The 11,891-nt window shown below is 71.8% G+C and carries 11 protein-coding genes; 3 read left to right on the top strand and 8 right to left on the bottom strand.

The window, feature by feature from the left end; all coding sequences use genetic code 11:
* The first annotated feature begins 131 nt into the window (after positions 1-131).
* Positions 132-1,775 carry a threonine/serine exporter ThrE family protein gene (locus ACFV0Q_RS29710; protein WP_385009449.1) on the top strand — a complete coding sequence of 548 codons (1,644 nt, stop codon included), beginning with the start codon at positions 132-134 and terminating at the stop codon, positions 1,773-1,775.
* A 92-nt stretch (positions 1,776-1,867) separates the two neighbouring features.
* On the opposite strand, the gene ACFV0Q_RS29705 is transcribed toward ACFV0Q_RS29710, so the two are convergent.
* The 5 genes from ACFV0Q_RS29705 to ACFV0Q_RS29685 all read right to left on the bottom strand — a co-directional run bounded on the left by ACFV0Q_RS29705 (position 1,868) and on the right by ACFV0Q_RS29685 (position 6,630).
* Positions 1,868-2,572, bottom strand: a complete 705-nt coding sequence (locus tag ACFV0Q_RS29705) for a DedA family protein (RefSeq protein ID WP_385009448.1) — start codon at positions 2,570-2,572, stop codon at positions 1,868-1,870.
* Positions 2,573-2,723: 151 nt separating this feature from the next.
* The gene (locus ACFV0Q_RS29700; protein WP_385009447.1) at positions 2,724-3,482 is read right to left on the bottom strand and encodes a MerR family transcriptional regulator; all 759 of its coding nucleotides are present in this window, start codon (positions 3,480-3,482) and stop codon (positions 2,724-2,726) included.
* An 89-nt stretch (positions 3,483-3,571) separates the two neighbouring features.
* Positions 3,572-4,081, bottom strand: coding sequence for a DinB family protein (locus ACFV0Q_RS29695; protein WP_385009446.1), 510 nt, complete (start codon positions 4,079-4,081; stop codon positions 3,572-3,574).
* 123 nt (positions 4,082-4,204) lie between these two features.
* Positions 4,205-5,662: an aldehyde dehydrogenase family protein gene (locus ACFV0Q_RS29690; protein WP_385009445.1), complete on the bottom strand. Its 1,458-nt coding sequence runs from the start codon at positions 5,660-5,662 to the stop codon at positions 4,205-4,207.
* An 89-nt stretch (positions 5,663-5,751) separates the two neighbouring features.
* Positions 5,752-6,630, bottom strand: a complete 879-nt coding sequence (locus ACFV0Q_RS29685) for a helix-turn-helix domain-containing protein (protein WP_385009444.1) — start codon at positions 6,628-6,630, stop codon at positions 5,752-5,754.
* Between the two features lie 344 nt (positions 6,631-6,974).
* Between ACFV0Q_RS29685 and ACFV0Q_RS29680 the strand changes: the two genes are divergently transcribed.
* Positions 6,975-7,463, top strand: a complete 489-nt coding sequence (locus tag ACFV0Q_RS29680; protein WP_385009443.1) for an ATP-binding protein — start codon at positions 6,975-6,977, stop codon at positions 7,461-7,463.
* A 135-nt stretch (positions 7,464-7,598) separates the two neighbouring features.
* On the opposite strand, the gene ACFV0Q_RS29675 is transcribed toward ACFV0Q_RS29680, so the two are convergent.
* Positions 7,599-7,844 (bottom strand): DUF397 domain-containing protein, encoded by a 246-nt coding sequence (locus tag ACFV0Q_RS29675; RefSeq protein ID WP_030228447.1) that lies wholly within the window; start codon positions 7,842-7,844, stop codon positions 7,599-7,601.
* 118 nt (positions 7,845-7,962) lie between these two features.
* Positions 7,963-10,008, bottom strand: coding sequence for an FUSC family protein (locus ACFV0Q_RS29670; RefSeq protein ID WP_385009442.1), 2,046 nt, complete (start codon positions 10,006-10,008; stop codon positions 7,963-7,965).
* 123 nt (positions 10,009-10,131) lie between these two features.
* Here ACFV0Q_RS29670 and tatA point away from each other — a divergent pair, with 123 nt between their 5' ends.
* Positions 10,132-10,314 (top strand): Sec-independent protein translocase subunit TatA, encoded by a 183-nt coding sequence (tatA, locus tag ACFV0Q_RS29665; RefSeq protein ID WP_385009441.1) that lies wholly within the window; start codon positions 10,132-10,134, stop codon positions 10,312-10,314.
* 76 nt (positions 10,315-10,390) lie between these two features.
* On the opposite strand, the gene ACFV0Q_RS29660 is transcribed toward tatA, so the two are convergent.
* Positions 10,391-11,575, bottom strand: coding sequence for a DUF2786 domain-containing protein (locus tag ACFV0Q_RS29660; RefSeq protein WP_385009440.1), 1,185 nt, complete (start codon positions 11,573-11,575; stop codon positions 10,391-10,393).
* Between the last annotated feature and the right edge of the window lie 316 nt (positions 11,576-11,891).

Raw genomic sequence — 11,891 nt, 5'->3', positions numbered from 1 at the left:
GCTCCGCCCCGGACCCCGCTCCTCAAACTCCCCCAGCTACCGCTGGGAGGTGCCCCCGGGCGAGGCTGGGCGTGCTGGGGGAGTAAACGATTCCGCATACTGGTACGAGGCTGGCCAGCAGGGGAGGACGAGTGGCGGAGGCCGAAGGATCCGGGGTCGAGGACCGGAAGCCGAAGTCGGACGAGGCGCACAGCGCCTTCACTCCGCCGCCCGGGATGGAACCGGAGGCTCCGGAAGAGGATCAGCCGACCTCCGAGTTCGCCGTCCCCGACGGCATGGCGGCGCACCCCGCCGAGCCCGAGGGTTCCGCTTTCGCCGCCCCGGCGACGTACAGCGCCCAGCACTCCCCGCCCGCGTACACCCCCGGCGGCGGCTTCCCCGTGTCCCGGATGAAGGAATCGCCCTGGCAGGACCGGATGCGCACGATGCTGCGCATGCCGGTGGACGTGCGCCCGGTGGCCGAGCCGGTGCAGAAGCAGAGCGAGAGCGGCCCCGCCGTGGGCCGCGTGCTCGACCTCACCCTGCGCATCGGCGAGCTGCTGCTCGCGGGCGGCGAGGGCGCCGAGGACGTGGAGGCCGCGATGTTCGCGGTGGCCCGCTCCTACGGGCTGGACCGCTGCGAGCCCACCGTCACCTTCACCCTGCTGTCGATCACCCACCAGCCCTCCCTGGTGGACGACCCCGTCTCCGCGAGCCGCACCGTCCGCCGGCGCGGTACGGACTACACCCGGCTGGCCGCCGTCTTCCGGCTGGTGGACGACATCAGCGCGCACGAGGTGGAGATCTCCCTGGAGGAGGCCTACCGCCGCCTCGCCGAGATCCGCCGCAACCGCCACCCGTACTCGACCTGGGTGCTCACCGCCGCCGCCGGGCTGCTGGCCGGGGCCGCCTCCGTCCTGGTCGGCGGCGGGGTCACCGTCTTCTTCTGCGCGGCCCTCGGCGCCGTCCTCGGCGACCGGCTGGCCTGGTTGTGCGCCGGGCGCGGGCTGCCGGAGTTCTACCAGTTCGTGGTGGCGGCGATGCCGCCTGCCGCGATCGGCGTGGCCCTGAAGATCGCCGAGATCGACGTCCGCGCCTCCGCCGTGATCACCGGCGGGCTCTTCGCCCTGCTGCCCGGACGGGCCCTGGTCGCGGCCGTGCAGGACGGCCTGACCGGCTTCTACATCACCGCGTCGGCCCGGCTGCTGGAGGTCATGTACCTCTTCATCGGGATCATCGTGGGCGTCCTCGTGGTGATCTACGTGGGCCTGCAGTTCGGCGCCCAGCCGAACCCGGACGAGGTGCTCCAGATCCCGAGCCGGCCGGTGATCCAGATCCTGGCCTCGATGGTCCTGGTGTTCACCTTCGCGATCCTGCTCCAGCAGGAGTGGTCCACGGTGGCGATCGTGACCCTGAACGGCGGCGTCGCCTGGGTCACCTTCGGCGCGCTGCGGGCCGCCGAGCTGCCCCCCGTACCGTCCACGGCCATCGCGGCCGGGCTGGTCGGCCTGTTCGGGCAGCTCTTCTCCCGCTACCGCTTCGCCTCTGCCCTGCCGTACGTGACGGCCGCGATCGGGCCGCTGCTGCCGGGCTCGGCGACGTACTTCGGGCTGCTCTCGATCGCCGAGAACCGCCTCGACGCGGGACTGGCCTCGCTCACCACCGCCGCCGCCATCGCCCTGGCCATCGCCGTCGGGGTGAACCTGGGGTCGGAGACCTCCCGGCTCTTCATGCGGATCCCGGGCGCCCAGAGCGCGGCCAAGCGCCGGGCGGCGAAGCGCACCCGCGGCTTCTGACCCCGGCTCCGCCCTCCCCCGGGTACGCGAACGCCCCGGGGACACCTGGTCTCCGGGGCGTACGAGGGACCGTACGGGTCCGTACGGGCCGTCTAGCGCTTGGCGTGCCGCCCGCGCTGCCCGGGGGCCTGCGGGTCCTCCGGGGCGCCGTACGGGGCGGCGGGGGCCTCCGCGACGGCCTTCGCCTTGTTCTTGCGGGCCTTGAGCACCTCGAAGATCACCGGGATGACGGAGATCAGCACGATGCCGATGAAGATCGTCTCGACGTTGTCCTTGATGACGTCGAACTGGCCCAGCTGGTAGCCGAGGCAGGTGACGCCCGCGCCCCACGCGATGCCGCCGATGACGTTGTACGTCAGGAAGGTGCGGTACTTCATCGCGCCGGCGCCCGCGACCATCGGCGCGAAGGTGCGGATGATCGGCACGAAGCGGGCGAGCACGATCGCCTTGGGGCCGTGCTTGTCCATGAAGTCGTGCGCGGCGTCCAGGTTCTCCCGCTTGAAGACCCTGCTGTTCGGCCGGTTGAAGAGCTTCGGGCCGAAGTACTTGCCGATCAGGTAGCCCACCTGGTCGCCGATGATCGCGGCGGCCACGATCATCGCGCAGACCATCCACAGGGGCTGGCTGATGTCGCCGCTCGCGACGAACAGGCCCGCCGTGAAGAGCAGGGAGTCGCCGGGCAGGAACGCGAAGAGGCCCGATTCCGCGAAGACGATGACCAGGATGCCGATCAGGCCGAAATGCCCGATCAGATACTCCGGGGACAGCCACTCAGGGCCGAGCGCAAGCGTGTACACGAGTTCCGGGCTCTCCTGGATCAGGGGGGTGTCGGCGGTGGGGGGCGACGAGACAGGGTCTCAATTATCAACGCACACGACCCCCACCGGGTTCCAGGCCCGGTGGGGGTCGTGTGAGCAAGCTCGCGGCCACCGTACGGCGACGGGACGGTTACACCTTGCGCACGCCGTTGGCCGTGATCGCGTCCCGCAGGTGCTCGGAGAGACCCGGCCGCATCGCGTCGTAGAAGGCCTTGAAGCGCTCGTCCGACACGTACATCTCACCGAGACAGGTGTGCATCTCGTACGGGCAGTCGTAGAACCACTTCGTGATGTGCAGCCGGTGCTCCTCGGCCATGTCCATGGCCGCCTCGCCCTCCGGGGACTCCCCGGACTCCATCAGCGCCGCGTACCGGGCGCTCCAGGCGGCGGCCTCGTCCTGCATCCGCTTCCAGTCGTCCTTGGTGTACGAGGCGGCCCGGCGCTGCGACTCCGCGTAGGTGTCGGTGTGGCCCCACCGCTGCTCGGCCTCCTCGGCGTACCGCCCGGGGTCCTTGTCCCCGAAGACCTCGAACCTCTCCTCTGGCGTGAGGTTGATGCCCATCTTCTTCGCCTCCATGGCGCGCTCGACGGCCCTGGCCATCTGCTGGAGCCGGGCGATCCGTTCGGACAGGAGGGCGTGCTGCCGGCGCAGGTGCTCCCTCGGGTCCGATTCCGGATCGTCCAGCAGGACCGAGACCTCTTCGAGCGGGAAGCCGAGCTCCCGGTAGAACAGGATCCGCTGCAGCCGGTCGAGGTCGGCGTCGTCGTACCGCCGGTGTCCCGCCGGGCTGCGGCCGCTCGGGGAGAGCAGGCCGATCTCGTCGTAGTGGTGCAGCGTGCGCACCGTCACTCCGGCGAAACCGGCGACCCGGCCCACTGGGTAGCCCATCGCTTCCCGCTCCTCTGGTTGAGTACGCCCCTCACTGTGGCTCCTCACGTCACGTGAGGTGCAAGTCCCGCCGGCCGGGCCGTGTCGGGCTAGCCCATCGCCTTCGTGCCGTCCAGGGTCTCCCGGAGGATGTCGGCGTGGCCCGCGTGCCGGGCGAACTCGCGCACCAGGTGCAGGAGCATCCAGCGGACCGAGACCTCGGCGTCGGGGAACCACGGCGCCGGCGGGAGCGGGAAGGAGTCGTCGAGGCTGGGCACGGAGGCGACGTAGTCGGCCGTCTCCTTCTTCACCCCGTCCCAGAAGGCGAGGGCGGAGGCGAGGGTCTCCCCCTCGGACAGGCGGAAGCCCTCGTGCCAGGCCTCGGGGGCGCGCCCGTGTTCGTTCGGCCGCCGCTGGGCCATGCGGAGCCAGTTGAGCTCCACCTCGGCCGCGTGCTTGACGAGCCCGGACAGGGAGAGCTCGCTCACGGTGGGGCGGCTCGCGGCCTGCTCCTCCGTGACGCCCTCCGCCGCCCGGCAGATCGCCGCGCGCTGGTCCTCGACGAAGAGGAGCAGCGTCCCTCGCTCGTCTCCGTGGATCTCCTCGGTGGGGTGAGGCATGACCGACCGCCTTTCCGTAGGGGTGCTTTCGCGTCCCGCTTGCCGTTTCCTGCTGACGGGACCAACGCTACGGATCATTGCGGTCGGATTCTGTCCTAGATCCCCACCCCTGGAACGGGAAGTTCAGAACGGGAAGTTCGTCCGGCCGTGCTGGACCGAGATCCACTTCTGGGTGGTGAAGGCCTCGACCGTGGCCTCGCCGCCCAGCCGGCCGAGGCCCGAGGCCTTCTCGCCGCCGAAGGCGGTCAGCGGCTCGTCCCCGATGGTGGAGTCGTTGACGTGGATCATGCCGGTCTCGATGCGCTGGGCGAAGCGGACGCCGCGTTCCACGTCCCGGGTGTGCACGGCCCCGCTCAGCCCGTACGGGGTGGCGTTGGTCAGGCGTACGGCCTCTTCCTCGCCGTCGAAGACCACCAGCAGGGCCACGGGGCCGAAGATCTCCTGGCCGAGCAGCGGGGAGTCCTCGGGGAGTCCGGCCAGGACGGTCGGCTCGACCAGGTTTCCGCGCGTAGACCCCCGTACGAGCGCCTGGGCGCCGGACTCGACGGCGCGGTCCACGAGGGTGGTCAGGGCGTCGGCCTGGAAGGAGTTGATCAGGGGGCCGATGTGGGTGTCGGCCTCGCGCGGGTCGCCGGTCTTCAGGGCGCGGACCCGGGCGGTGAACTTCTCCGTGAACTCCTCGGCCAGCGAGGCGTCGACGAGGATCCGGTTGGCGGCCATGCAGACCTGGCCCTGGAAGACGAAGCGGCTGAAGACGGCCGCGTCCACGGCGTAGTCGACGTCGGCGTCGTCGAGGACGACCAGGGCGCTGTTGCCGCTCAGCTCCAGGACGGTCCGCTTGAAGTGGCGGGCGGCGACGGAGCCGACGTGCCGGCCGGTGCGGTCGGATCCGGCGAAGGAGATGACCTTCGGGACGGGGTGGGTGAGGATCGCGTCGCCTATCTCGGCGATGTCCGTGACCAGCACGTTGAGGAGTCCGGCCGGCAGGCCCGCGTCCTCGAAGATCTTGGCGATGATCCCGCCGCCCGCCACCGGGGCGTTCTGGTTCGGCTTGATCACGACCGCGTTGCCCAGGGCCAGCGCCGGGGCGACGGACTTCAGGGTGACCAGGAGCGGGAAGTTGAAGGGGCTGATCACGGCGACGACGCCGACGGGGAGGCGCTGGACGCGGTTCTCCTTGCCCGCGACCGGCGAGGGCAGGATGCGGCCCTCGGGGCGGACCGCCAGCTGGATCGCCTCGCGCAGGAACTCCATCGCGAGGTGGACCTCGTACTCGGCCTTGGGACGGGTCCCGCCGAGCTCGTCGATCATCGCCTCGACGATCTCCTTGTGGCGCTCCTCGGTGATGCGCAGGGCGCGTTCGAGGACGGCGCGTCTCGCGTAGGGGCTGGTGGCCGCCCAGTCCCGCTGTGCCCGCTCGGCCGCGCGGTAGGCCCGGTCCACCTGCTCGACGGTGGCCACGGTGATGGCCGCGAGCTTCTCCCCGTTGTACGGGTTGACGTCGATGATGTCCCACGAACCGGTGCCGGCCAGCCATTCGCCGTCGATGTACTGGTGAGCCAGGTCGGTGAATATGGACATGCCATCCCTTACTGCGAGCGCGCACCCGTGCGCTGCACCGGAGACCGATCGGTCGTCATGCACTGATCAGACGTCATAGTACGTGCGGTTCAAGACAGTTGGAGCAGTCCGCGCAGGAGATCCCGGGTCCGGTCGGGATCGGGGCAATCGGCCTGGAGCCGCTCCATCGCCCGCGAGTACTGCCCCACTTCCTCTTCTTTGTCCAGGTAGAGAGCGCTGGTGAGCTGTTCCAGATAGACGATGTCCTGCAGGTCGGACTCGGGGAAGCGCAGCAGGGTGAAGGCTCCGCTCTCCCCCGCGTGTCCGCCGAAGGAGAAGGGCATCACCTGGAGCTGCACGTTGGGCCGCTGGCTGATCTCGATGAGGTGTTCCAGCTGACCGCGCATCACGTCGCGGTCGCCGTAGGGGCGGCGCAGCGCGGCCTCGTCGAGGACGGCGTGGAAGACCGGCGCGTTCTCGGAGACGAGGACCTTCTGGCGCTCCAGGCGCAGGGCGACGCGTCGGTCGATCTCGGCGGCGCCCGCGCCGGGCATGCCGCGCTGGACGACGGCGTGCGCGTACGCCTCGGTCTGCAGCAGGCCGTGGATGAACTGCACCTCGTAGATGCGGATGAGCGAGGCCGCGCCCTCCAGGCCGACGTACGTCTGGAACCATCCGGGCAGCACGTCGCCGTAACTGTGCCACCAGCCCGCCGCGTTGGCCTCGCGGACCAGCCCCAGCAGGGACTCCCGCTCCGCGCCGTCCGTGACCCCGTAGAGCGTCAGGAGGTCCTCGACGTCCCTGGCCTTGAAGCTCACCCTTCCCAACTCCAAGCGGCTGATCTTCGATTCGGATGCGCGGATCGAGTAGCCGGCCGCCTCACGGGTGATGCCGCGGGATTCTCGGAGTCGCCTGAGCTGCGAGCCCAGGAGGATGCGGCGCACCACGGAACCGCTGGCTTCTGCGGTCACTAGTCCTGCCCTCCCCATCGCAATGTGCGTGTGCGTCGTGGGCCCCCGTACCCCGGTGCCGCAGTCTGCCACCAAAACGCATCGGACCGTACTCGTTCTGTAACGGAATCCGGCGCCCCGGAAAAGAAGTCCGTAAGTATGCGTAGGAAGAAATGAGCAAGAACCGTCACGGGAGTGGACAGGTCCGGCGCGTGCACGTGCATCTGCCCTTGCATCCGGCTGCGCCATTCGGAACGATGGTCTCGCGCACCTGCGTGCTCTTCGCGCCGGCGCCGGACCCACCCCGCAGTTCTCTTTGGACAAAGCCGCCGCTTCGTCCGCGAATCCCGGGAGTGCCTCGCATGGGGACGAATGGATCGACCATGCTCGAGCCGTTACGGCAGGGGCTGCCCCCGGTCGACCCCACGGCTGTCTCCGGGTCCGCGTCGTGCGCTCTGCCCGCCCGGTTCGAGGCGGTGCGCGGCGCCCGTTCGTTCACCCGGTCGACGCTGTCCCAATGGGACCTGGACGGCCGCTTCGACGACGTCTCGCTGGTCGTCTCCGAACTCGTCACCAACGCGCTTCGCCATGCCCTGCCGGACGAGGCGCGCGGCAGCGCCGGGGAGCCGGAGGGCTCCGTACGGCTGCACCTGATGCGGTGGAGCACCCGCCTGGTGTGCGCGGTGCGCGATCCCAGCGAGGAACGGCCGGGCGGCACCTTCGTACCGGAGCGGACGGACCAGAACTGCGACCTGGAATCGGGGCGCGGGCTGTTCCTCGTGGACGCCTACAGCGACAACTGGGGCTGGCACCCGCTCGCGGGGCGGCTGACCGGCAAGGTGGTCTGGGCGCTGTTCATGCTCCAGGACTGACCGTTCTGGCAGGTTCGCACAAACGGGGGACGGAACGTCACAGACAGGACAACTGGCCGGGGTTGATCATTTCGATCAGTCCCGGCCAGTGCACGTGCATGGCTTGATCGAGTGCGCTGTTCCGTCGCTGTTCCGTCAGCCGATCAGATGATCGAACTCGCCGTCCTTGACGCCCAGCAGCAGCGCCTCTATCTCGGCCGGTGTGTACACGAGCGCCGGCCCGTCGGGAAAGCGCGAATTGCGCATGGCGACGTCGCCGCCGGGCAGTTTGGCGAACTCCACGCAGGATCCCTGCGAGTTGCTGTGTCTGCTCTTCTGCCAGGTCAGCTCATACAAGGAAGCGAGTTCTGCAGCTGCCATCCCGTTGTACGCGTGGTCCACAGGAAGCCCCCGATAGTGCAGATGTCAACTGCACCGGATCATAGCTGTGTTCACCAGCGCATGCATGGGCAGATGCACGTGCACGCGCGGTACCCGGACCGTCACCGTTGATCACTTTTCAGGGCCCGAGCGCCTCGGACACCTCGTCCAGCGCCTCCAGCAGCTGCTCCGCGGCCCCCCGCAGCACGGCCGATCCCGGGCTGTCCCCCTCGGGCAGCAGGCCGCGGACCCCGTCCCACTCCGGGACCCGGCGCTCGCGCACCGCCTTCGCGCCCGCCTCGGTCGCCTCGCTCAGGGCCCGGGCCAGCTCCGCCGCCCCCGGCACCGGATCGTGGGCCCGGTCCGGGATGTGGGCCTCCAGCAGCATCGCGTGGCGGCCCAGCGCCGCCAGGGCGTCCCCCGCCCCGTCGGCGGCCGCACGGGACAGCCCCCGGTGGCGCACCGGCTCCCCCTCCGCCCGTACGAGGGCCTCCTGCCAGGCGATCCGGGCGTCACGGGTCTCCAGCAGGGTCTCCCGGACGTCGGCGCGCCGGGCCCCGGCCGGGTCGGCGTACTGGCCCAGCACGGCGGCCGCGTACCGTCCGGCGGCGGCCAGCCAGTCGGCGAGGCGGGTCCGCAGCCGCGGGGTCTCCCAGGCCGGGTAGACGGCGTACGCCACCATCGCGAGGACCCCGCCGACCAGGGTCAGGGCGATCCGGTCGGGGACGGTCTGGTCCCAGCGGACGCCGCCCATGCCGAGCAGGAAGACGACGTAGGCCGAGACGAAGACCTGCGCGACGGCGTACCCGGTGCGCATCAGCACGTACATCAGGCCCGCGCTGACCACGGCGAGCAGGCCCGACAGCCACATCCCGGGCTGCGCCAGCTGCACGATCGCGGTGGCGACACCGACCCCGATCAGGGTGCCGGCGAAGCGGGCGACGGCCCGGGACCAGGTCTGGGTGAAGTCGGGCCGCATCACCATCACCGAGGCCATCGGCGCCCAGTACGCGTGCCCGAACGGCAGCGCGTGCCCGATCAGGTACCCCGCGCAGGCCACGGCCGTCACCCGTACGGCGTGCCGCAGGATCGGCGACCCCGGCCGCAGCTCGGCCCGTACGGCCTTCAGCACCACCGGCACCAGCCCCGGCAGGGTCGGCCGCAGCATCGACTCGGCGGGGTCGGCGGTGCGGCCCGTTCCCGGCTCGGCCGTCTCCAGCACGTCCTCCAGCAGCGCGGCCAGCCGCCGCGCGGCCCGCAGCGGCGCCCCCCGGAGCACGTCGGGCAGGTCGGGGGCCTTCAGCACGGACAGGGCCGGCGCGGGCAGCCGTACGGGGTCCCCGTGCCGGATCGCGCGGGCGGCGGCGTCCAGCACCGTCGCGGCGGCGGCGAGCAGCTCCCGCACCCGGTCCCGGCCCGGCCCCTCGGCGGGCGCCCCGACGGCCGGGTCGGCGAGGGAGGCCAGCACGGGCCGGATCCGCTCGGCGAGCCCCCGCGCCCCGTGCAGCTCGGCGGGCCGCCGCCGGGCCTGGCGGACGGTGACGGCGGCCGCCGCCCGCGCCTTCATCAGCGGCGCGGGGTCGAAGGAGGCGGCCGGGTCCTGGCGCAGGCGGCGGGCGTAGTCGGCCTCGGCGGCCAGCGCGTCGGCCAGGGCGTCGCGCTGGGGACCCCAGCGGCGGACCGGGAACAGCACGATCAGCAGCGCCTGGACCACCCCGCCGGCGGCGATCACCGCGGCGTGCCCGGCGGCCTGCGGGACGGAGGTCGGCAGGGTGACGGTGACCAGCATGATCGCGACGTTGCCGGAGGCGATGATCCCGGCGGTGGGACCGGCCGCCCACAGCAGCCCCGCCGCGAACGACCAGACGGCGAGCAGGAGGAGGAAGAGCCCGGTGTGCGAGGAGCCGACCAGGTAGCCCACGAAGGTGGAGACGGCCAGGGTCAGCCCGGAGGCGAGGGCCAGCACCGGGCGCGGGCGCCAGCTCTGCTGGAAGCTGGCGATGGCGGCCATGAAGGCGCCGAACGCGGAACTCGCGGCCGCGCCCGGCCCGAGGAAGGCCAGCCCGAAGCCGATGACGAGCGCGAGCCCGAGGGCGGCCCGGAGTGCGACGAGGGGCTCCAGCCGGGTCCGTTCGACCTTCACGCCCGAGCGGGCCGTGTCCCTCAGCGCCCGGAGCCAGCTCATGGCGTCGAGCGTAACGGTTTTCAGGGTTTCTTCAGGTTTGTGCGGATCCCTTGTCCGACGGTTCCATGGGACGGATCATCATCCGGTCGTGGTCCGGCCGCCGTCCGAAAGATGGGTACGCACATGCTCCGCAATGGCCTCGAACCCTGGCACCTCGTGATCGTCCTGGTGGTGTGCCTGCTCGTGTTCGGCTCGAAGAAGCTGCCGGACATGGCCCGTTCCCTGGGGAAGTCGGCGCGCATCCTGAAGTCGGAGGCCCGCGCCATGCGCGGCGAGGACACCCGTCCGGAGGGACCGGCCGCCTAGGGGAGCGCGGGGCGTCCCCGTCCTCCGCCGCCCCGCCTAGGGGAGCGCCGGGCGACCGCGTCCTCCGCCGCCCCGCCTACGGGAGCGCCGGGCGACCCCGTCCGACGCCGCCCACGTGGGCGGCGTCGGCGGCCGCCGTGCCGTCCTCCCAGCCCGCGTGGTCGGTGGCGCCGCGCAGCCGGGTCGTCGTGGTCCGGGGGAACATCTCCTCCGCCCGGGAGGTGACCGCGACGTCCCGGGCCACCAGCGCGGGCAGGTTGTCCGGTGCCTCGGTGGCCGTGTGCTCGGCGGTCTCCGCGAGGCGCCGCCCGAGGCGGCTGGCGTAGGCCAGCAGGAAGGACTGCCGGAAGGTCTTGGTCCGCTTGCGTCCGCCGGCCCGCTGCGCCGCCTCGGCGCGGGTCATCGCCGCCGTGCCCTGCACGAGCAGCGAGGTGTGGAGCAGCTCCACCGCCTCCAGGTCGCTCTCGAAGCCCACCACCGTGGAGAACTCGAAGCCGCTGTTCCACACCGCCCGGCAGCGGTTGGCCGTCGCCACCGCGTCCAGCAGCACCGCCTTGGCCTCCTCGTACGGGGGCTCGACCCCGATCCGGCAGGCGCCGGGCACCTGCTTGCGGCCCCCGCCGCGAGCGGCGAGCAGCGCCTCGTCCACGGTGTGGCGGGCCATCAGTTCCTGCGCCTTCGCGCTGAGTGCCTCCGCCTCGTCGGGGAAGGTGGTCGCCTCCGCCTTCGCCAGCAGCGCGCGGATGCGGCCGAGCATGCGGGGCTCGATGTGCGCGTGCTCGGCGAGGGCGTCGGCGGGGTCTCCGGGGAGCGGGGCGACGGGCTCGATGGAGGGCAGCCGGATCAGCAGCCGGAACACCTCCAGTACGGCGGTGGACAGCGTGAACCGGTCCGCCTTGGCGCGGCGCGCGAGCTGCTCGGCGTACGCGTCGTCCTCGCCCCACCAGACCTCGGCGTCGGTCCACCGCTCGGGGAGCCGGGCGTAGCGGCGGGCCTCGGCGGCGATCATGTCGTCGGTGATCCGCAGGTGGAGTTCCTCCAGGTCGCGGCGGACCAGGCGGAGCACGTCGGCGGGCTGCCAGCCCCGCTCCCAGGCCTGCCGTACGTACGCCTCCCCGCGCGCGAGCAGCTCCCGCCCGACGCCGGCCCACCGTCCGCCGTCGGCGGCGAGCACCGAGGCGCCGGTATCGAGCCCGGCATCGTCCTGGGCGTACAGCGCGGCCCCGAAGGCCCGGTCAACGATCTCGGCGAACTCACTCACCCCTTCAGCTTGACATGTCCCGCCCGGCGCCCCCGGCCACCGCTGCGCGGGGCCGTCCCCTCCCCGTCCCCCAGACTCCGTCCGGGGGGACCCCCAGTCCTCTGTTCCCGCCTCAATCGTCGGCGCGGCTACAGACACGGCGCTCCGCGCCCGCGCCTCAAACGCCGGCGGGGCTGGAATTGCCCTGCGGGCAATCCACCGCCGGCGAAGCCGCACGGGCCGACGGTGCTCAGCCAAAATCCAGCCTCGCCCGGGGGCACCTCCCAGCGGTAGCTGGGGGAGTTTGAGGCGCGGGGTCCGGGGCGGAGCCCCGGCT

Source organism: Streptomyces sp. NPDC059564, assembly GCF_042735575.1.
Classification (GTDB): domain Bacteria; phylum Actinomycetota; class Actinomycetes; order Streptomycetales; family Streptomycetaceae; genus Streptomyces.
This window is presented reverse-complemented; position numbering and strand designations above follow the sequence as displayed.